Genomic DNA, 21275 nt, shown 5'->3' with positions numbered 1-21275 from the left:
CCCCGTCACCGTCAGCCGTGACGCGCAGGCCCTTCGACCATCCGGTAAGCTCACGCACGTCGGAAGTGCCTCCTCGCAAGAGATCCTGGTAGATGTCGCAATCACCATTTTCCCTTGCCTGGCAGGCACTTTCGCCTTTCCGGACCTCACGAAACCGTTACAAGATCACCACCTGGTGAATGTCCCGGGTCCAGGTGTGGGTGAGTAGGCCGTGGGACGGTCGCATCCGCGACCGTCCCACGGCACCGGTCCCCACCTCCACCTGGTGCAGAAGCTCCTGGCCTGTGGACGAGCCGGAGGTCGTGCCCCTACGCTGGCCCGATCAACGCCCCGGTGCCCGACGTGGGTGGACGAGAGCCGCCGACCGTTGCGTCGGGCGTGCGGTTCTTTGTCAAACGTGGCCTGTCCGTGCGGACCAAGGGCGTTTCCATGCGCACCAACTCAGGAGAGCACAGCGGGCAGGGCGCTCATCCGCCGGATCATCCACTCTGACTCCCACTGGACGGCGGTGTCGGCGCTTAGGCGGGCCCGGGGGAACCGTCGCAGGAACCCACGCACCGCGATCTTGGCCTCGAGTCGGACCAGCGGGGCGCCGATGCAGTAGTGCATGCCGAGGCCGAAGGAGAGGTGCCCGTGCCCTCGTCGCTCCGCGTCGAAGCTGTCGGCGCCCTCGCCTGGTTCTCGGTTCGCGGCCGCGATGCTGAGCTGCACGGGGGCGCCCTTGGGGATGAGGTAGCCGCCAAGCTCAATGTCCTCCAGGGGAAAGCGCCAGGTCGGGTGCGGGAACGGTGGGTGCACCCGCAGGGTTTCCTCGATCCACGCGGTGATGTCCTCGTCCGACTTCGGTCGCTCGTGCGGTGGCCGACGTAGGGCCTCGTACAGCGAGGTCGAGATCAGGCTCCCCGTGGTTTCGTAACCAGTAATGATCATGCCCAGGGTCCAGACGATGACCTCGCCCTCGGTGACCGCGGCACCCGGTCCGTCGGAGGCGGCCAGCAGGCCGGTTATCACACCGTCGCGTAGCCCAGCCGGATTGCGTACCCACTCCTCGACCGCCCCGAACAGGCCTCCGATCGCCTCTCGGCGGGCGGCGTAGTCAGAGGAGTACAGCATGATGTCAGTGATGCTGCGCAGTCGGTGCTCTGCCTCTGGGGGGAGGCCGAGCATCTCGGAGATGAACGCCAGCGGGATCTTGTGGGTGTAGTTGGTAACCACGTCGACCTCGGCGTTGCGTCCAGAAGCCGCCTGGCTGAGCTCGTCAAGGAATCCCTCGACCTTGCCGGCGACCTGCTCTCCCCATCGTTCGGTGTTACGAGGGCTGAGCACCGGGGCGTGGATTCGTCGGATCCGGGCGTGGTTCTCGCCGTCGCTCATGATCATCGCCCGCGCGTACTCCGGAGGTGGCTGGGCGGTCACCATCAACCCTGGCTGACGCATCCACTCTGGGACCAGGGTGATGTCCTTCCCCATCTTGGGGTGCGTGAGAGCCTGCTTTACCAGCTCGCGGTCGCACACGACCCAGGCATGCCGACCGAGGTATGGAATGCGTACGACCGGTGCGATCCGGGCGGCCGCGATCAGATCCGGCATGCAGTCAAACAGCCCGGGATCGACTGGCATGGTTGTCTCGGGGGCTTCGCCCAATTCAGCGTTCGTGGTAGCACTCATTGTGTGGGACCTCCGGTAGGGACTCGACCCTGGGATTCAGCCATGTCCTCGATCAGCTCGGCCGCTCGTTGCGGGGCGTCGTAGCGTTGGTGCTCGCGGGACAGCGCGCGGGCTCGCTGCCGGTAGCGCCCGTCGCGCAGTACGGTGACCACGGCATTGCGCAGGGCGTCCGCTGAGACCGCACGGCGGGGGAGGACGACACCCGCTCCGGACCATGTGATCCGGGCCGCGACGTCGGGATTCTCCTCGGTCGCCGGCGCGGCGACCAGGGGCACACCGTGGGCGAGGGCGGCGTTGACGCCGTTGTAGCCTCCGTTTGTCAGCATCACGTCCACGTGTGGCAGTAGGTGGTGGTAGGAAACGAACCGCTCCAGCCGGACGTTGCCGGGTAGTGGCTGGAGCAGCTCGACATCCAGATCGCTTCCCGTGGTCACCACAACCAGGAAGTCCTCGCGTGCCAGCGCCCGGACTGCGGGAACCAGCAACCGGTCGACGTCGTTTGCGGTGGTGCCCTGGGTGATGAGCACCACCGGCTTGCCGGCATCCAGTTCGTGCCACCAGGTGGGCGGGTCGAACCTCTCCGGGGGCATTCCGAAGAGCCCGCCAATGAAGTGCGTCCCCGGTAGGAGGTCGCTGCGGGAGAACTCAAAGGACGGCACGGTGGTCACCAGATACAGGTGTGGGGGGCGTGCGATGTTCTCCATCGCTCGTGTTCTCAGCCGTGGCAGACTCACCGTTGCTCGGACGTGATCGGCCTCCCGGCGTAGGTCCCGCATGGACATGTGGTCGCCGACGAATCGCAGCAGAGCGTTCCGGGCTCGTCCGAGTTGAGACGAACTGGGCTGCAGTCCCAACCCGAGCGGTGCGGTGTCCCGACTGCCCAGGATGTAGATCGAGTTGCTCAGCCAGGCCAGCGGCAGACCGGTCCGTTCGCTTGCGAAGCACGCGCCGTAGCACATGTCGTCGGCGAGGATGCAGTCGGCGGGAAAGCGCTCGAGTACGCGGAGCAGATCGGTGAGCTGGCCGGGTGCGGTGCGGTAGAAGATGTCGCGCACGCCGATCTTGAAGCTGGCGAGTCCGGTCAGGCCAGCGTGGCTTGGAAACGCCTCCTCCCGACTCCTGCCGCCGAAGTCGAGTGCCTCACTCATGGGCTCGAATCGCGCCCCGGCCTGCTCGACCTGGTCCTGGAAGGCGCGGCCGGTATACCACCGCACCTCATGTCCACGTCGAGCTAGTTCGCCCGCGACATCCACCATGCTGACGATATGTCCGGGTGCCGGCGTGGTAGCGATCAGTACTCGCATCAACATCGCCTCCATCGGGCCTTGCTTCACCGTCCGCCAGTGTCACCGAGTGTCGGGGTCGTGAGCATCACCTCGGGGCGAATACCACGTGTCCACGTAGGATGACGGCACGGTGCGGCTGGGTGAGAACCCCTGGTTCGTTGGGCAAACCACCTGTGGCCACGCTCATCGCGTGATGTGCGGACGATGGCCTTGGCGGAATGATTATCGAGAGGTCGATCTCGGCATCGCCCTTCGAGCACATCTCCTGTGCTGTGCGCATCGTGTGAGAGGAAACCTGTGGTGGCAGCCTTGCGAAACAGTGGCGGGCCGGATCTCGCCATTAATGGGCAGAAGCGGGTCACTGTGATAGGCGCGGGCATCGCCGGGCTGGTGACGGCCTACGAACTGGAGCGCCTCGGACACCAGGTCGAGATTGTCGAGGCGAGCCGTAAGGTCGGTGGCCGAATCTACACACACCGGTTCGCCGTCGATGGCCGACCTGGGCCCTTTGCCGAACTGGGGGCGATGCGGATTCCCGCAGGGCATAGACTGACCAGGCACTACATCGCCCAGCTTGGTCTCCAGGACCAGGTTCATCGGTTTCAGACGCTCTTCTCCGATGACGCTGCCTATCTGCCCAGCTCTACCGGCTACGTCCGGGTCGGCGACGCGCACGAAACGCTGGTCAAAGAGTTTGTTGCTGGGCTGCCGAACCGGCGCTACCGGGAGAACACACTGCTCTTCGGTGCGTGGCTGGATGCCACGATCAGGGCTGTCGCACCCCGCCAGTTCTACGACGGCATGCACAACGAGATCGGTGTGGAACTACTCGACCTCATCGATGGCATCGATCTGACGCCGTATCGATGTGGTACCTCGGGAAACAGAATTGACCTGCATGCCTTCTACGCTGACCACCCGTTGATCCGGTCACTCTGTCCGCCGCACCTGGAACGCTTCCTCGACGACGTACTCGACGAGACCGGATCTAACATCATTCGGCTGCGGTCTGGAATGGACATATTTCCCCAGCGGCTCGCGGCCCAGATACGTGGACCGATCTCGATGGGCCGCGAGGTGGTGGGAATCGAGGTCCACAACGACACTGTGGTGCTCCACGTTCGGCAGGGTGCAAAGATTGTCACGACGAGCTGTGACTATGTGGTCTGCACCATTCCGTTCACGGTGCTCAGGGGAGTGCGCCTGGTCGGATTCGACGACGACAAACTCGACATCGTTCACCAGACGAAGTATTGGCCGGCCACGAAAGTCGCCCTGCACTGCCGCGAAGCGTTCTGGAAGAAGGGCGGAATCAGCGGCGGTGCCTCCTTCACCGGTCGGCACGTTCGGCAGACCTACTATCCTCCTGCTGATGGTGATCCGGCGCTCGGGGCGGTGCTGCTTGCCAGCTACAGCATCGGGCCTGATGCCGACGCACTCAGTCGCCTGAACGAGGCTGACCGTAACGCGTTGATCATCAGGGAACTCAGTGAAATGCACCCGGAGCTGCGTGAACCCGGAATGATCCGCAACGTGGCAAGTCAAGCTTGGGGCCGGTACCGGTGGTCACTCGGGGCAGCCACCGTTCGGTGGGGGCAGGAGGCAGCACTCCGAGAAGCGGAGCGACGAGAGGCGGCACGGCCGCAAAAACGACTGTTCTTCGCGGGTGAACACTGTTCGTCAAAGCCGGCCTGGATCGAGGGTGCAATCGAGTCGGCCATTGATGCCGCACACGAAATCGAATGGCATGAGCTGCGCGCCGACCGTCAGTTCGTCACCACCAGGTGGAGCCGTTTGGGGAAGCCGGCATGAGTGTTTTCGATCTGCCGCGGCTGCACTTCCGGGGAACGGCGACGACACACCTGCCCACCGGTCCACGTAGCGGCCTGGTGGACCTTGCCACGAACACGGCGCTCACCGAGGACGGCAGGGCATTTCCCGTAGCGCGTCCGGCGCACGCCTACCACGACTATCTCGACCGGTTGGGGCCGCGCTTTGACCGCACCGGCCGCTCCTGCGCCGACGGACCCTTCAGCGCGGCCAAGGGCAGGGACTTCGCCGGAAACGGGCACTTCTCGGTGGACGCGCGGATCGTCGGCGTCGAGGTTCGCGCGAGCGAGATCGATACTGCGGACCCGGTGATCGGGCGGACCGTTGACATGTGGGGGCACTACAACGAATACCTTGGCACAACGGTCAACCGGGCCCGAGTCTTCGATGTTGACCCGGCTTCCGACCGGACCACGACGCTGATGGTGGGGCAGTTTGGCTTCGGGCGCGACGGGCGTTCCCATGACGTCGGCTACCTCGCCACCGGATCCGTGCATGGTTTCGTGCCGCCGAGGTGGCACAACGCGGACCACGCCATCGACATCGACGACCACTGGCAGGCCAAGGATCTGCGTCGGTCCGTCGTGCACCAGTTCGTCGTGACGAAGGATGAGCTGACCTGGCTCGACGAGGCAGCAGCCTTCCCGGCCGTGCGGTTACTCAGAGGCACCGATGCAAGCGGCCTGGTGGTGCAGTTCTCGCTCAGCCACATGTCCGTCCCGACCGCGCCCGACCAGCCGAGCCGGTGGCAGCTGAACGGGACGATAGCCCCCTGGCACCAGGACGAACTGCGCACCTACCCGGCAGGTCGCCTGCTCGTCCCGGACAGCCGAGGTCCGAGCGGCACCAAGGGTGCGCTGCACAACCTGTCCGTCGAGCTGACCGATAGCCACGCCGTCCTAAATATGATCACGGCGGTGCCCGCCGACGGGAACGGGCCGGTTGACCTCGGGGACCTCGAGTTGCGTACCGCCGGCAGTGATCGACTGGTGGCCCGCCTGCCCCGGGAGGCATATCTCGGCCAGGCGTTCATCCTGGCCTGTGGCCTGGTGACCGTTCCCATCGAGATGTCCGCCGAGGCCGCGTCCGAGGAGCCATTGATCCTGGTCGCCAGCGGACCCGGCGGCGTGGTGCGACAGCTGCGGGAACGGGAGATCAACGTGCAGGTCGACGAGTCGGCTCGCATCCTTGAGCACCCACGAGACGCCGAGGACGCCAACCACGACAGTGAAGTGCCCGTGCGGTCCTTCGTACGGGGTCGTCCGCGCGCTGTCCACGAGATCGGCGTACGGCAGTTCTTCAACCCCCGGGCTCTGCCCGGTAGGGCGGCAGCCTGTTCCCCCAAGGCCCGCTGTGCCGACGTCGACGTGCTCCGGCTGCGTCCGGGACGGCTGAACCAACCCGGAAGCTGGTCGAGTGCCTGCGTTCTCGGCACCGACCAGGAGGGATATGGATGGTTCACGCTGCGGGGTGCGGCGGCTGGTACGGCCTTGGTGCTGTTGTCGACCGACGCCGACGACCTGCCCTGTGACGTGGACGCTCCCGGCTCCGCGGCGCTGGCCTACGACCATGACGACGACCTCGGCTATTGGCCGGGCGCGGGCTACCTGTCGATTCGCGTCCTACCCGACGACTGGCGGCTGGCCGGGCTCGAGCAGAAGGACGTGACGTTCGAGCTGGTCTACCGGGAGGTCTTCGCCTTCTACGAGCACCTGTTCTCTTTCATGAAAGCAGAGGTCTTCAGCCTGGCGGACCAGTGCAAGGTGGAAACGTACGCCAAGTTGATCTGGCAGATGTGCGACCCCAGGAACAAGGCGAAGACCTACTACATGCCGCCAACGCGAGATCTGTCTGAGCCGAAGGCTCGGCTCCTGCTGAAATATCTACGTGCACAGCAGGTTCCGGATGTGGTCCTGCTCACGGCGCCGGCGTCGGCGACGAGCCGCCGTAGCCACCGGATAGCCACACGTGATCAACTTGTGCGGGTGCTGCGCGAGGCGGCGGCGGTCGAATTGGCCGTCATGCTTCAGTACCTCTACGCAGCCTATTCCGTGCCCACCTACGGCGTTGGGCGGGAGTACGTACGGCGAGGTGTGTGGACGTCCGAGCAGTTGCTTCTCGCCTGTGGTGACGGCGGCGAGACCCTTGACGAGGGTGTCCGTAGCATGCTGTTGAACATTGCCCGTGAAGAAATGATCCACTTCCTGCTGGTCAACAATATCCTTGTGGCGATGGGCGAGCCCTTCCATGTACCGCGGATTGACTTCGCCACGATCAACCGCGAGCTTCCCGTACCGCTGGACTTTTGCCTCGAAGGCGTAGGAATCGGTAGCGTCGAGCGCTTCACCTTGATCGAACGACCCGAACGTCATGTGCCCGACGTGCTTCGAGCTGACGGTGTGGCGGCTCAGGAAAGCGGCTACACCTATGCCTCGCTGAGCGACCTCTACTCCGCGATCCGGGTGGGTCTACAAGACATCCCCGGCCTCTTTCTGGTCGACCAGGGCCGGGGCGGCGGGGAACATCACCTGTTCCTACGGGAATCGGTCAGCTGCCGCTATCCCGACTACCAGCTTGAGGTCGACAACCTATCGAGTGCGCTGTTCGCAATCGATATCATCACCGAGCAGGGCGAGGGTGGAGTACTTACCGCCGGGCCTGGCGAGGAGTCGCACTACACCTCGTTCCTGCGGATCGGCGAACTCCTCCGGGGCGCCGTGGTCCCGGGGGGCGATTCGTGGCACCCGGCCTACCCCGTGCTGCGGAATCCGACGCTTCGGCATGGAGAACGGTCCATGGAGACGGTCACTGATCCGGACGCCCGAACAGTCATGGCACTGTTCAATCACGCGTACTTCATGGCACTGCAGCTCATGGCGCAACACTTCGGCGAGCGTCCGGACGGGAGTCTGCGGCGGTCCGACCTGATGAACGCGGCGATCGACATGATGACTGGCCTGATGCGCCCCCTGGCAGAGCTACTGGTGACGCTCCCCTCGGGACGGCGCGGTCGGACTGCCGGACCGTCGTTCGAACTGGTAGAACACCCCGCACCGGTGTCCCGCCCAGACGCGGCCCGACGTGGCATCGTCCGGCGTCTCGACGCCCTCGCGGCGGAGTGCCGCACATCTTCCTTGGTGCCGACGCGGGTGGGCGAGATGAGCGCCTTCTGGGCCGACCACTTTCGGCCGTGATGGTGACCGGGCTTCCCGCGGTGCCTGATCAGCTACCCGGGCCGACCTTCTGGAGGGAGAGCGCATGCCATCCGCGACGTTGCCGCGATTCACCCTGACCGGCTGGACCAGGGAAGACATCATCAATCCATATCCGGTGTACCAGCGCTACCGGGAGGTCGCCGCGGTACATAGGGGCGAGGCCGGCGGCGGTGCCCCGGAGACCTTCTACGTGTTCTCCTACGACGAGGTTTCCCGGGTGCTGTCGAGTAGTTGCTTCGGTCGGGGGAGGTCCCTCGACGCCGCAGCGGCATCTGTCCCGGTACCGACCGAGCAGAAGGCCCTCCGCGCTATCGTCGAGAACTGGCTGGTGTTCATGGACCCGCCACGTCACACCGAACTACGCTCGCTACTTAACCGAAGTTTCTCTCCCCGGATCGTCACCGGACTGCGGCCCCGGATCGCGCGGATCGCACAGGAGCTCCTGTCACGACTGGGCCAGCAGGCGGAAGCCGACCTCGTCGAGGGTTTCGCCGCGCCGTTGCCGATCCTTGTCATCGCCGAGCTACTCGGGATTCCAGCGGAGCGACACCGGTGGCTGCGTGCGAACGCGGTGGCGCTACAGGAAGCCAGTTCCTCCCGTGCACGTCGGGATGTGGATGGTTACGCACGGGCTGAAGAGGCCGCACAGGAGTTCACCGACTACTTTCGGGAGCAGGTGTGCCTACGGCGCGGCAGCACCGGTGATGATCTGATGACGATTCTCGCCAACGCGCAGCTACGCGGTGCACCAGTAGGTCTGGACGCAGTCGTGGGGACCTGTGTTCACCTACTGACCGCCGGACACGAGACCACCACCAATTCGTTGGCGAAGGCGGTGCTCGCGCTTCGGGCACATCCAGCGGTACTCGAGGAACTGCGTCGCACTGACGGCCTCACGGCCGATTCGATCGAGGAGTTCCTGCGCTATGACCCGCCCGTTCAGGCCGTGACCCGATGGACCCACCAGGACACCACTATTGGTGATTGGGACGTACCCCGTGGTAGCCGGGTGGTTGCGCTGCTGGGCTCGGCGAATCGGGATCCGGCACGCTTTCCGCTGCCTGATGCCCTGGACCTGCATCGCCCTACCGACCGGCAGCTTGGGTTCGGCCTGGGCATCCACTACTGCCTCGGTGCGACGTTGGCCCGCACCGAGCTCGAGATCGGGCTCCAGACGCTACTGGACGGTCTTCCCACCCTGGGCGACTCAGCCCAGTACGTCGACTACGCCGACGACATGGTCTTCCACGGACCGAGTCGGCTGATACTCATCAACCCAGGAGAGAGGTTTCGCTCATGACCACAGTGTCTTCCCAGCCCGTGCCGCGGGCGGTCGGTGAACTCTACGACCGTCTCACCCTGAGCGCCATGAATGATGGCACGTTCAACCCCAACGTACATATCGGATTCTGGGATTCACCGGAGTCGGGTGCCTCGGTCGACGAGGCGATGGACCGGTTGACCGATGTGTTTATCGAGCGCCTGCGGGTCAGCGCCTCGGACCATGTTCTCGATCTGGGTTGCGGGGTCGGTGGGCCGGCACTGCGACTGGTGGCGCAGACCGGCGCACGTGTCACCGGCATCAGCATCAGTAAGGAGCAGGTAAAGAGCGCCAACCGGCTGGCGGCCGAGGCAGGGGTCGCCGATCGTGCCGTGTTCCAGCACGGAGACGCGATGCGACTCCCGTTCCCGAACCAGTCCTTCGATGCCGTGATGGCGCTCGAGTCGATGTGCCACATGCCGGACCGGCAGCAGGTGCTCACCGAGGTGCGCAGGGTGCTTGTCCCGGGTGGCCGGCTCGTCCTGACTGATGTGTTCGAGCGCTTCCCGCGTAAGGAGGTCCGGCATCAGGGAATTGACAAGTTCTGCAACGATCTCATGTCGACCACGGCCGACATCGACGACTACGTCGCCATGCTGCACCGTGCCGGTCTGCGGATGCGCGAGCTCCTCGACGTTACCGAACAGACCACGCTGCGCCTGGCGGACGAGCTGGCCAAGTTGCCCGTACTGCAGGAACGCCCCGCTGCTCTGAACGAGGGCAACTTCGAATTCTCCGATGACGCTTTCAAGCCGTCCGACCTGGAAGGCGTTGACGACTTCGGCTGCCTCCTGGCAACGGCGGAACGGCCGTAGCGCAATTCGGTGCCGGGGGGCGGGTTCGATGCCTCCCGGCACCTGAGGGGCACCCGATTTTTGGCACGAGGGAAGGCGAGACGACATGTCTGACTCCGGTGAGTGGACCGACGTGTTGATCGTGGGCGGAGGCCCGGTCGGAATGGCGTTGGCGCTGGATCTGAGGTGCCGCGGAATCGACTGCATGGTGGTCGAGTCGGGTGACGGCGAAGTCCGGCATCCCAAGGTGAGTACGATCGGTCCGCGCTCGATGGAGCTGTTTCGCCGTTGGGGCCTGGCAGATGCCATCCGTGGTGCGGGCTGGCCCGCCGATCATCCGCTGGATATCGCCTGGGTCACCCGAGTCGGTGGCCACGAGGTGCACCGGTACAGCCGGGGCACGACGGTGAGCCGTGGACCTTTCGTGCACACCCCGGAGCCGGACCAGATATGTCCGGCGCACTGGCTGAACCCACTGTTGCAACGCGCCGTCGGCGTGCACCCCACCGGCCCGCTGCGGCTCAGGACGACGGTGGAGCGCGTACGCCAGACGGCCGACCACGTCGAGGCGACCCTTGTCGAGGGCGGTTCCGGCCGGACCAGCACTGTCCGGGCACAGTTCCTGGTTGCCTGTGACGGTGCTGCCTCTCCCATTCGACAGGCATGCGGCATCGGCGCTCGCCCCCGGCACCGGACACAGGTTTTTCGGAACATCCTCTTCCGGGCCCCAGAGCTCAAACGGCAACTCGGCGATCGGGTTGCCGTCGTCTACTTCCTCATGCTGTCATCCACGTTGCGCTTCCCCATGCGCTCGCTGAACGGCAGTGACCTCTACAACCTGGTGGTCGGTGTGGACGCCGCGGCCCAGGTTGATGGCGAGTCTTTGATCACTGATGCCATCGCCTTCGAGACTCCGGTGCAGCTACTCAGTGACAGTGAGTGGCACCTCACCCATCGTGTGGCCGACAGCTATCGAGCGGAGAGGGTGTTCCTCGCGGGCGATGCGGCCCACACGCTCTCACCCTCTGGCGGCTTCGGCCTCAACACCGGGTTCGGCGATGTCGCCGACCTGGGCTGGAAGCTTGCCGCCGCGCTTAGTGGCTGGGCCGGGCGCCACCTACTCGACACCTACGAGACCGAGCGCAGGCCGATCGCGCTGGAGAGCCTGCAGGAGGCGAATCTCAACCTGCAACGCACGATGCGTCGGCAGGTTCCGTCCGAGATCCACGCCGATGGTCCCACTGGTGAGTCGGCTCGTGCAGAAATGGCCCGCGAGCTGGTGCGTGGCGGAGCACATCGTGAGTTCGACGCACCGGAGATTCATTTCGGGCTGTCGTACCGATCCTCGACCATTATTGCTGACCCGTTGGCTGCACCACGTTCCGGCAAGCCGGACACGCACTGGCGCCCGGGCAGCGACCCCGGCTACCGCGCCGCACATGCCTGGTGGGACGCCAACACATCCACGCTCGACCTTTTTGGTCGTGGCTTCGTTCTGATGTCCTTTGCCGAGAGCGCAAGCCTGTCCGGCTTGGAACGTGCCTTCGCCGAACGGCAGGTACCGCTGACCGTGCGACGCGGAACCGACCCGGAGGTCGCCAAGCTATACGAGCGCCCCTTCGTGCTGGTCCGCCCAGACGGCCATGTCGCATGGCGGGGCGACGACCTGCCTGCCGATCTGGCGACCTTTGTTGACACGGTTCGCGGCGAGTCCTGAGCTGCCTACGTTGTCGGAGTTCTGGGGAAGTGGTCTGTTCGGGGAGGCCGAACACAGATGGAGGCAGTGGTGTGAAAGGAATAATCCTGGCCGGTGGATATGGTACCCGGCTGCATCCAATCACTTTGGGCGTGTCGAAGCATCTTCTGCCAGTCTATGACAAGCCAATGATCTACTATCCGCTATCCGTTCTCATGCTCGCAGGTGTTACGGATATAAAGATCATCTCTTCGCCGGATGATCTTCCACTGTTCCAGCGACTGTTGCGGGACGGCTCTCAGCTTGGGCTGTCGCTTAGCTACGCCGAACAGGACAAGCCTCGGGGTTTGGCCGACGCCTTTCGCATCGGCGCCGACCACATCGGCGACGACTCGGTTGCCCTCGTTTTGGGTGACAACATCTTCCACGGCCCAGGCTTCAGTGACCTGTTGCAGCGCATCGTGGTAGACATCGACGGCTGCGTGTTGTTCGGCTACCCCGTACGCGATCCGGAGCGTTACGGAGTGGGTGAGGTGGACGGGCACGGACGGCTCGTCAACCTGGTGGAGAAGCCGTCCCGACCCCGTTCCAACCTGGCCATCACGGGGCTCTATCTCTATGACAACGAGGTGGTCGAGATCGCTCGTGATCTCCAGCCCTCCGACCGCGGTGAGCTGGAGATCACAGATGTCAACCGTGCCTACCTCCAGCGAGGAAAGGCCGAGTTGATCTCACTGGGGCGCGGCTTCGTATGGCTGGACACCGGAACTCACGACGCGCTGACCGAGGCGAGCCAGTACGTGCAAATCTTGGAGCACCGCCAAGGCGTTCGGGTCGCCTGTCTGGAGGAGATCGCCTGGCGCATGGGTTATATCGATCAGGATGCCTGCCACCGTCTTGGTCGCCAACTCGCGAAGTCACCCTATGGGCAGTACGTGATGGAGGTGACCGCAGCCGCCTGGCGTCGGACCGCCGTCGCCTCGTAGTTACCCCGATTCGCGTGCCTCTGAGAGTTGGTGCTACCCATGCCACTGATTCTATATATTGACCGTGATCGATTGATTTCGGTGGGCAGGAGACGATAGTGAGAATTCTGGTCACCGGCGGTGCCGGATTCATCGGCTCACACTACGTCCGCTCCCTGCTGGCCGGCGAGCTGGCCATGGACGACCCCGCCGGAACGTTCGATGCCTCCGTCACCGTCCTGGACAAACTCACCTACGCCGGCAACCGGGCCAACCTGCCAGCCGCACACCCACGCCTGGACTTCGTGCAGGGCGACATTTGTGATCAGAAGTTGCTGCGGGACCTACTCGAAGGTCATGACGCCATTCTGCACTGTGCTGCCGAATCGCACGTGGATCGCTCGGTTGAGGGTGGGGCAACCTTCGTACGCACCAATGCGTTGGGCACCCAGTCGGTGCTGGAGGCGGCGGTCGCAGTCGGCGTACCGCGGGTCGTGCACGTCTCCACCGACGAGGTCTACGGATCCATCGAACATGGAGCATGGACCGAGTCGTGGCCACTCCTGCCGAACTCACCCTATGCGGCCTCCAAGGCGAGTGCGGACCTCATTGCCCGTTCCTACTGGCGTACCCATGGTCTGAACGTCTCGATCACCCGATGCTCTAACAACTACGGGCCCTACCAGCACCCCGAAAAGTTCATTCCGCGATTCATTACCAACCTGCTCGAGGGGCTGCCGGTGCCGCTGTACGGCACCGGGGCGAACGTGCGGGAGTGGCTGCACGTCGCCGACCACTGCCGCGCACTCCACCGGGTACTCATTCATGGCCGCCCCGGCGAGGTGTACAACGTGGGCAGCGGAACCGAGTTGACGAACCTGGACCTGACCGAACGCCTGTTACCACTGTGCGGCGCGGACAAGTCCATGATTCGTTACGTCACTGACCGTAAAGGCCATGACCAACGGTATTCCCTCGATGACACCAGAATCCGCGAAAGTCTCGGCTATCGGCCGCAGGTGGCCTTCGCCGACGGGCTGGCCGAGACCGTCGCCTGGTACCGCGACAACCCGCAGTGGTGGAAGGCCGCCAACCTCGGCGAACCCAGGACCCTCGCGGCAGCCAGTCGGCGGCAACAGGGGTGGTCCGTGGACCACGCATCCGTATCGACGACCAGGAGTCACTGAAATGACGACCCGTGTGTGGGACTACCTACCGGAGTACGCCAAGGAAAGGGACGACATCCTCGACGCGGTCCAAACCGTGTTCGGCTCGGGGCAGTTGGTGCTCGGTGCGAGCGTCCGCGGCTTCGAGCAGGAGTTCGCCGCCTACCACTCGCTGCCGTACGCCACCGGCGTCGACAACGGCACCAACGCGTTGAAGCTGGGCTTGGAGGCGCTTGGCGTCGGCCCCGGGGACGAGGTCATCACGGTCTCCAACACAGCGGCTCCCACCGTGGTCGCCATCGTGGGGGCCGGAGCGACACCGGTCTTCGTTGACGTCCGCGAGGACGACTTCCTCATGGACACCGACCAGATCGCCGCCGCCATCACGCCCCGGACTCGCGCGATTCTGCCGGTGCACCTCTATGGCCAGTGCGTTGACATGGCGCCACTCACCCGGCTCGCCGAGGAGCGCGGCCTGAGAGTCCTGGAGGACTGCGCGCAGTCGCACGGTGCGCGTCACCATGAACGTCTCGCGGGCACCATGGGCGACGCGGCTGCTTTCTCGTTCTACCCCACCAAGGTCCTTGGCGCCTACGGCGATGGTGGAGCTGTGATCACCGCCGACGAGTCGGTCGACCGCAACCTCCGGCAGCTGCGGTACTACGGCATGGACAAGGTCTACTACGTGGTCCGTACGCCGGGGCACAACTCGCGTCTTGACGAGGTGCAGGCCGAGATTCTGCGGCGCAAGCTTGGCCGATTGGACGAGTACGTCGCCGGGCGCAACGCGGTCGCCCGGCGGTGGGAACAACTGCTCGGCGACCTCTCTGGCCCCGGTGGACTGCGACTGCCGACCACCAACCCGGGCAACACCCACGTCCACTACGTCTATGTGGTCCGGCATCCACAGCGAGATGCGATCATCCAGGCGCTGCAGGCGTATGACATCTCGCTCAACGTCAGCTACCCGTGGCCGGTACACACCATGGACGGCTTCGCGCACCTCGGCTATACCGAGGGCTCGCTGCCGGTGACCGAGCGGCTGGCCAAGGAGATCTTCTCACTGCCCATGTACCCGTCCCTGCCGGAGTCGGAGCAGGAGCGGGTGGCAGTGGCCCTGCGTGAGGTGTTGGCCGGACTGTGAGCCCGCACCAGAACCCCGGAACCAAGAACCGGCAGCGACAACCGTTCCCGGAAGGAGAATCCTGATGCCAGAGGAGAAGTCCACGAACAGTGGGCATCGACATGAAGACATTCACGGAGTGACGGTACGCCGGCTCGCCATCGACGGTGCCGCCGAATTCACGCCCTCCGTCTACCGAGACGAGCGAGGGTTGTTCGCATCGCCCTACCAGGAGTCGGCCTTCACCGCGACGTTCGGCCGGCCGCTGTTCCCAGTACGCGATCTCAGCCACAACGTGTCGGCTCGTGGCGTGCTGCGAGGCATCCACTTCACCTCGACGCCACCAGGGCGAGCGAAGTACGTCTACTGCCCGTACGGGAAGGTGCGGGACTTTCTCATCGACCTGAGGGTCGGTTCGCCCACCTTCGGCCGTTGGGACAGCACCGAACTCGGCGGTGATACCGGCCGAGCGATCTACATCCCGGTGGGAGTCGGCCACGCCTTCCTGTCGTTGGCCGATGACTCCATGATCGTGTACGCCATGTCCAGGGGCTACGTCGCGGAGGACGAGCTGGCCATCTCGCCGCTGGACCCGGCACTGGGACTGCCGCTGCCCGCCGGGATCACTCCGTTGCAGTCCGACCGGGACCGGGCCGCCCCCACGCTCGCCGAAGCGCTGGATCGCGGATTGCTCAGTGACTACGGAACGTGCCGGGATGTGGAGGCAAAGCTGTGGCAGTAGAACGTCCCCTCATCGTGCTGCTCGGTGCGACCGGCTTCGTCGGCTCCGCTGTGCTACGCGAGCTCGCCATCCGCGATGTTCGGGTGCGGGCGGTCGCGCGCGGCGCGGCTTCGATCCCCGCAGGTGCCCGCGCCGAGATCGAAGTGCACACCGCCGACCTCACTGAGCCGGGCCGGCTGGCCCAGGCCGTGGCCGGCGCGGACGCCGTCATCCATACCATCGCCTACATCGCCGGCTCGACAACCTGGCGCATCGACGAAGGCAACCTGGCTGCCGAGCGCGTCAATGTCGGGCTGATCCGTGACCTCGTCGCGGTGCTGCGTGACGGTGACCGGAACCGTGCGCCCCTGCCCGTGGTCTTCGCGGGCGCAGTCTCGCAGGTCGGGCCCATTGACAAGGAGGTACTCGACGGCAGCGAGCCCGACCGCCCCCAGGGCGAGTACGATCGACAGAAGCTCGCCGCGGAGCAGGTGCTGCTGGACGCGCACGCCGAGAAGACCCTGCGAGCTGTGTCGATACGGCTACCCACGGTGTTCGGGTATGGCCCGCGTTCTACTGCCCGGGACAAGGGCGTCGTGTCCACCATGGTGCGACGGGCTCTGGCCGGCGAACCGATCACCATGTGGCACGACGGCACCGTGCGCCGGGACCTGCTCTACGTTGAGGACGTGGCGCGGGCGCTCGTCGCAGCGGTTGATCACAGCGATGCCCTGGCTGGGCGCTCGTGGCTACTCGGGTCCGGGAGTGGGCTGCCCCTGGGTGAGGTATTCACCGCGGTGGCGAATCTGGTCGCTGAACGCACCGGCAGGCCGCCGGTGCGGGTCGTCTCGGTTCCCCCGCCCCCGCACGCGGAGCCAGGCGACTTTCACCACATCACGATCGATGCGACCCCGTTCCGGGCCGTCAGCGGCTGGCGCCCGCAGGTGCCGCTGACCGAGGCCCTGCGGCACACGATCAACTTCTGTGTCAGTGGTGTCGAGGCGGAGCTGTCATGACCCGGCGGTATGCCGTTCGCCCGCTGCCGGCCCGGCGGCCGGTCAGGCAACCTCCCGTCCGGGGCACTCGATGACCGCGCCGACGGTGCTGCGCCGACGCGCCGACGACACTCTGGCTCAACGGCTGGCTCGCTCGGCGGCTTGGCGGGCCGAGGGCTTCGGGCTGCGCACGGCCGAGGTCGCCGGATGGCTCGCGGAGCGGGCGCGGGCTCATCACTTCCAGGTCGAGCGAATAGCGCTGAGTGACCTGGATGGCTGGTTCTTCGCGACGGACACCGGTAATCTGCACCACCACACCGGCCGATTCTTTTCGGTTGAGGGAATCGATGTCAGCCATAGCAATGGAGTGATTGGGCGGTGGCAGCAGCCGATCATTCGGCAGCCCGAGGTGGGAATACTCGGCATTCTGGCCAAGGAAATCGATGGTGTCTTGCACTTCCTCCTTCAGGCGAAGATGGAGCCCGGCAACCGCAATCTCCTACAGTTGTCACCGACGGTGCAGGCCACGCACAGTAACTACACGGGCGCACATCGGGGAGCGCCGGTTAAGTACCTGGAATACTTCACCGACCCCAGCCGTGGAACTGTTCTGACCGACGTCCTCCAGTCGGAGCACGGCTCCTGGTTCTTTCGGAAGTCCAACCGCAATATCGTGATGGAAGCGGTGGGCGAGGTGCTGGTGGACGACGACTTCTGCTGGCTTACCCTTGGGCAGATCGGTGAGTTGCTGCGTCACAACAATGTCATAAACATGGATGCCCGGACGGTTCTGGCCACTTGTCCGGTGATGCCAACCGAGCCGGCTGCTCTATGCACCGACACGGAGCTGCGGTCCTGGTTCACCGTCGAACGGTCCCGCCACACCCTGACCGTCGAGCGGGTTCCGCTGGCTGGTATCAAAGAGTGGAAGCGTGGCGACCATACTCTCGGTCGGGACGACGGCCGATACTTCCGCCTGGTTGCCGTGGCGGTCGAGGCGGGCAACCGTGAGGTTGCCCGCTGGTCGCAGCCGCTGTTCGAGCCGACGGGCATCGGTGTGAGCGCCTTCCTGTTCCGCCACTTCGCGGGTGTGCCGCACTTGTTGGTACAGGCAAAGGTGGAGGCTGGGTTCCTGGATACCGTCGAGCTGGCACCGACGGTGCAGTGCACGCCAGACAACTGGTCGCACCTGCCGCAGCCGATGCGCCCGTACTTCCTTGATGTCGTCCGCGCGGCAGGGCCCGATCGGGTCCGCTATGCGGCGCTGCATTCCGAGGAGGGCGGTAGGTTTCTCAACGCCGAGAACAGCTATCTGTTCGTCGAGGCCGACGAGACGCAGGCGCCGCTCGACCCGCCCGCTGGCTTCCGCTGGGCAACCCCGGGGCAGCTCAACAATCTCGCCCAGCACGGCCACTACCTCAACGTCCAGGCCCGCACCCTGCTTGCCTGTCTCAACGCCGGTGCGGTGCGTCTGGATCCCTCCAGGTGCGGGGCGACGTAGTGGACTTGGGCATCGGCGCGCGCACCCGGTGCTGACAAGCCTTGCATTACATGATCCCAAAGGCCTTGAAGCTTCACTCGCTGCTGAATGTGCGGCAGGGAGAAATATTCGCACTCCTCATTAGGGGGTGATCCCGTTTGCACGCCGGGTTGGTCGCCCCTGTCGGACGATCAATAGGGGCGCTTGGGCGATAGGTACTGCCTTGACGCAAATGACCGAGTGGTCGTAAGGTGAATGCCGGTCTGACACCGAGCAATATTTCACTACGCTGCACTACACTTGCAGATAGCCTGGACGACGAGCCCAGACCAAGTAAGGGTTCGATGGTTATCTACTCTTGGGTGCTCACATGTCAGAACCGCAGATCCCGAACAGTGGACGCATTATCGATCACTGGCTCGGCGGCACACATCACTTCCCAGTTGACGCGGCGGCAGCGACTGAATTCGCTGGTCTCTATCCAGGATTCCCCCAGGTGTACCGCAACCTGCGGGATTTCGTCGGGCGCGCCGTCCGAGTCGTAGCCGACGAAGGGGTCGAACAGTTCCTGGTGCTCGGGGCGGGAACCCCCACCCAGGGCAACGTGCACGAGATCGTGCCGAGCGCTCGTGTTCTGTATACCGATATCGACCCCGAAAACATTGCGTTTGGGCGCGAGGTCCTTAGTGCCCTGCCGGGCGTGGACTACGCCTACTGTGACGCTGCGGCGCCCGGCACCCTTGATCAAGAAGCAGCGGAGCGCATCCTCGACCCCACCGCACGGATCGGCGTGGTGTTAGTCGGGCTTTCGACTTCTCTGGAGGACCGGGAGCTCCGGAACGCGCTTTCCGATCTCTTCGACTGGGTGCCTCCCGGTAGCCTCCTGGTGGCGGATTTGACGGTGAGGCCCTGGCCTCCTATCCGACGATTCTGGCGAAGATTCTTGAGCAGGCTGGCCGGCCGCTGTATCTCCGGGACCTGGACCGAATCCGACCGCTACTCGGACGTTGGCGACCGACCGACGACGGCATCTGCGCGGTCGACGTCTGGCGCAGTCCGAAACCGCAGCCTGACCAGGTGTTCGTGTATGGCTGTGTGGCACGCAAGCCCGCTGACTAGCCGGTCCAGACCCGCCGCCGCAGAAGCCGCCTGGAGGAGCCGAGACGTTTAAACACCGAGACCGTTGCGGGTAGACCGCGCCCGGTGGAGGCTCGTCGTGACGGCGGTGCGGTAGAGCCGGATGTAGCGAGCCGGCGGGGTTGGTGTCGACCGAACGTTGCCGACGGGCCGAGCCTCGGGGCAAGCTGTTGCGAATTCCGGCGCTGGACACGATGGCGGCGTAGGGTGTGCCCGACGGAAGCCTGTGCTGCGGGTGGTAACCGCGGGTTTGGTGTACGGCTGAGTCTTCGTAGCTGGCAAACCCGAGGAGCGACATGCCGAGCATGGGCCAAGAGGATTCAGTCGATTCGAACTCAGTTGGGCTGAATCCGATGTTCGCGCGCCCAGGGGAGTCCACCGAGCTTGCCCGATTCTCGATCCCAGATGCCGGCTCATTGCCAGAAACCGCGTACCAAATCGTGCACGACGAGGTGGCTCTCGACGGGAACGCGCGACTCAACTTGGCAACGTTTGTTGGAACCTGGATGGATAGTTATGCCGAGAAGCTGTTTGTCAAGACGTTTGACAAGAATCTGATCGACAGAGATGAGTATCAGGCGACTGGTGCAATAGAGAGCCGGTGTTTGGTTATGCTGGCAGATCTCTGGCATGCGCCGGATCCGCAGAGTTCCATCGGTGCGTCCACGACCGGCTCCTCGGAAGCGTGCATGTTGGGTGGCTTGGCGCTCAAGCGCCGTTGGCAACATGCCCGTCGCAGCGCGGGCAAGTCGGCCAGTTCTCCCAATCTGGTGATGTCCAGTGCGGCTCAGGTGTGCTGGAAAAAGTTTTGCAACTATTGGGAGGTCGAGCCCCGAATTGTCCCGATCTCCGACGAGCACAGAGTCCTCGACGGTCATGACCTCGGTTCATACGTGGACGAGAATACGATCGGCGTCGTGGCGATTTTCGGCGTGACGTATACCGGCATGTATGAGCCGGTCAAGCGGATCGCGGCGGCGCTGGATGAAATTCAGGCATCGCGGGGGTTTGACATACCAATTCATGTGGACGGAGCTACTGGTGCATTCGTCGCGCCCTTTACTCAGCCCGAGATTGTCTGGGATTTTCGCGTAAGTCGGGTAGCGTCAATAAATGTTTCCGGCCACAAGTATGGCCTGACATATCCGGGTCTGGGCTGGGTGCTCTGGCGAGATCCGACGGTACTGCCCGAGGACCTGCTATTCCACGTGACCTATCTTGGCGGCGAGACGCCGACGATCGGTTTGAGCTTCACCCGACCGGGAGCCCAGGTTTTATTGCAATACTACCTCTTCCTGCGTCTCGGTCGGGAGGGCTACCGGCGGGTGCAGCTGGCCATGCATGACGTTGCGCGGTACCTTTCGCAGGAGTTGGTAAAGATGCCACAGCTCGAGCTGTGGAGTGACGGTAGTGATATTCCTGCGCTGACCTGGCGCCTCCGTGAGGGATACACAACCAATTGGAACCTGCACCACCTGTCCGATCGTTTGCGCATGAAGGGCTGGCAGGTCCCCACCTACTCGTTGCCCGACGATCTGGCGGAACTCACCGTACAGCGGATTGTTATTCGCAATGGGCTCAGCCGTGACCTTGCCGAGGTCTTCGTCGCCGATCTCCATGCCGAGATGGCGTACCTTGACTCATTGAACGCTCCAATGCCGACTGTTGGCCAGCGATCTGGGTTCCACCATTGATCACCAGGGAGCACGATGGTGACCAGTTAGGGGAGTGCCATGCCTCGTTCAGCCGGCGGGGCGCCAGCCTAGCTGCTGGCGAAGGTCAGTGTGCTCGGGCTGGCGATGCTCAGTCGTCGCGGTCCTTGCGCCTAGCCGATGCGTCGAACCGATGGCGACCGATGGCAGTGAGAGTGACCACCAC

The 21275-nt window shown here is 64.5% G+C and carries 15 protein-coding genes and 1 pseudogene; 14 read left to right on the top strand and 2 right to left on the bottom strand.

All coding sequences use genetic code 11. The annotated features are described in order from the left end of the window. Positions 1-208, top strand: a 208-nt coding sequence (locus K228_RS29245; protein WP_223160757.1) for a hypothetical protein, incomplete at its 5' end; no start/stop codon positions are given. Between the two features lie 233 nt (positions 209-441). On the opposite strand, the gene K228_RS0118490 is transcribed toward K228_RS29245, so the two are convergent. After that, entirely contained in the window at positions 442-1668 is a 1227-nt protein-coding gene (locus tag K228_RS0118490) for a cytochrome P450 (protein WP_025619780.1), read from the bottom strand. After that, positions 1665-3002, bottom strand: a complete 1338-nt coding sequence (locus tag K228_RS0118485; protein WP_342667126.1) for a glycosyltransferase — start codon at positions 3000-3002, stop codon at positions 1665-1667. The genes K228_RS0118490 and K228_RS0118485 overlap by 4 nt, the downstream gene beginning before the upstream one ends. 249 nt (positions 3003-3251) lie before the next feature. Here K228_RS0118485 and K228_RS0118480 point away from each other — a divergent pair, with 249 nt between their 5' ends. From K228_RS0118480 to gad, 13 genes and pseudogenes are all read left to right on the top strand, one after another. After that, positions 3252-4766, top strand: a complete 1515-nt coding sequence (locus K228_RS0118480; protein ID WP_025619778.1) for a flavin monoamine oxidase family protein — start codon at positions 3252-3254, stop codon at positions 4764-4766. Further along, positions 4763-7978 carry a ferritin-like domain-containing protein gene (locus K228_RS0118475; protein ID WP_025619777.1) on the top strand — a complete coding sequence of 1072 codons (3216 nt, stop codon included), beginning with the start codon at positions 4763-4765 and terminating at the stop codon, positions 7976-7978. Before K228_RS0118480 ends, K228_RS0118475 begins: the two co-directional genes overlap by 4 nt. Before the next feature lie 64 nt (positions 7979-8042). Beyond that, the gene (locus K228_RS0118470) at positions 8043-9299 is read left to right on the top strand and encodes a cytochrome P450 (protein WP_025619776.1); all 1257 of its coding nucleotides are present in this window, start codon (positions 8043-8045) and stop codon (positions 9297-9299) included. Then, on the top strand, positions 9296-10135 hold the full coding sequence (locus tag K228_RS0118465) for an SAM-dependent methyltransferase (protein WP_025619775.1): 840 nt from the start codon (positions 9296-9298) through the stop codon (positions 10133-10135). Before K228_RS0118470 ends, K228_RS0118465 begins: the two co-directional genes overlap by 4 nt. Positions 10136-10220: 85 nt before the next feature. Then, a complete protein-coding gene (locus K228_RS0118460; RefSeq protein ID WP_025619774.1) occupies positions 10221-11831 on the top strand; it encodes an FAD-dependent monooxygenase in 1611 nt (536 codons plus the stop codon). A 71-nt stretch (positions 11832-11902) separates the two neighbouring features. Next, positions 11903-12796 carry a glucose-1-phosphate thymidylyltransferase RfbA gene (gene rfbA / locus K228_RS0118455; RefSeq protein WP_025619773.1) on the top strand — a complete coding sequence of 298 codons (894 nt, stop codon included), beginning with the start codon at positions 11903-11905 and terminating at the stop codon, positions 12794-12796. A 98-nt stretch (positions 12797-12894) separates the two neighbouring features. Beyond that, a complete protein-coding gene (rfbB, locus tag K228_RS25810) occupies positions 12895-13962 on the top strand; it encodes a dTDP-glucose 4,6-dehydratase (RefSeq protein WP_155251592.1) in 1068 nt (355 codons plus the stop codon). A 1-nt stretch (position 13963) separates the two neighbouring features. Then, complete coding sequence (locus K228_RS0118445) at positions 13964-15085, top strand: DegT/DnrJ/EryC1/StrS family aminotransferase (RefSeq protein WP_025619772.1); 1122 nt, start codon at positions 13964-13966, stop codon at positions 15083-15085. A 64-nt stretch (positions 15086-15149) separates the two neighbouring features. Continuing rightward, complete coding sequence (locus K228_RS0118440; protein WP_025619771.1) at positions 15150-15806, top strand: dTDP-4-dehydrorhamnose 3,5-epimerase family protein; 657 nt, start codon at positions 15150-15152, stop codon at positions 15804-15806. Then, positions 15797-16801: an NAD-dependent epimerase/dehydratase family protein gene (locus K228_RS0118435; RefSeq protein ID WP_025619770.1), complete on the top strand. Its 1005-nt coding sequence runs from the start codon at positions 15797-15799 to the stop codon at positions 16799-16801. The genes K228_RS0118440 and K228_RS0118435 overlap by 10 nt, the downstream gene beginning before the upstream one ends. A 70-nt stretch (positions 16802-16871) precedes the next feature. Next, positions 16872-18281 carry an NDP-hexose 2,3-dehydratase family protein gene (locus K228_RS0118430; protein ID WP_025619769.1) on the top strand — a complete coding sequence of 470 codons (1410 nt, stop codon included), beginning with the start codon at positions 16872-16874 and terminating at the stop codon, positions 18279-18281. Positions 18282-18630: 349 nt separating this feature from the next. After that, positions 18631-19379: pseudogene (locus K228_RS27445) on the top strand (SAM-dependent methyltransferase). Between the two features lie 314 nt (positions 19380-19693). Beyond that, positions 19694-21091 (top strand): glutamate decarboxylase, encoded by a 1398-nt coding sequence (gad, locus tag K228_RS0118420; protein ID WP_025619767.1) that lies wholly within the window; start codon positions 19694-19696, stop codon positions 21089-21091. Positions 21092-21275 lie beyond the last annotated feature (184 nt).

This window comes from Salinispora cortesiana, assembly GCF_000484695.1.
Lineage (GTDB): Bacteria > Actinomycetota > Actinomycetes > Mycobacteriales > Micromonosporaceae > Micromonospora > Micromonospora cortesiana.
The sequence above is the reverse complement of the archived record's forward strand: the minus strand, read 5'-3'. Positions and strand labels throughout refer to the sequence as shown.

Bases quoted from the DNA above. Each gene is read 5' to 3' on its own strand.
- K228_RS0118445 (WP_025619772.1), top strand. From the start codon at position 13,964: ATGACGACCCGTGTGTGGGACTACCTACCGGAGTACGCCAAGGAAAGG.
- K228_RS0118490 (WP_025619780.1), bottom strand. From the start codon at position 1,668: ATGAGTGCTACCACGAACGCTGAATTGGGCGAAGCCCCCGAGACAACC.
- K228_RS0118465 (WP_025619775.1), top strand. From the start codon at position 9,296: ATGACCACAGTGTCTTCCCAGCCCGTGCCGCGGGCGGTCGGTGAACTC.
- K228_RS0118475 (WP_025619777.1), top strand. From the start codon at position 4,763: ATGAGTGTTTTCGATCTGCCGCGGCTGCACTTCCGGGGAACGGCGACG.
- K228_RS0118460 (WP_025619774.1), top strand. From the start codon at position 10,221: ATGTCTGACTCCGGTGAGTGGACCGACGTGTTGATCGTGGGCGGAGGC.
- gad (WP_025619767.1), top strand. From the start codon at position 19,694: ATGCCGAGCATGGGCCAAGAGGATTCAGTCGATTCGAACTCAGTTGGG.
- K228_RS0118470 (WP_025619776.1), top strand. From the start codon at position 8,043: ATGCCATCCGCGACGTTGCCGCGATTCACCCTGACCGGCTGGACCAGG.
- K228_RS0118440 (WP_025619771.1), top strand. From the start codon at position 15,150: ATGCCAGAGGAGAAGTCCACGAACAGTGGGCATCGACATGAAGACATT.
- K228_RS0118430 (WP_025619769.1), top strand. From the start codon at position 16,872: ATGACCGCGCCGACGGTGCTGCGCCGACGCGCCGACGACACTCTGGCT.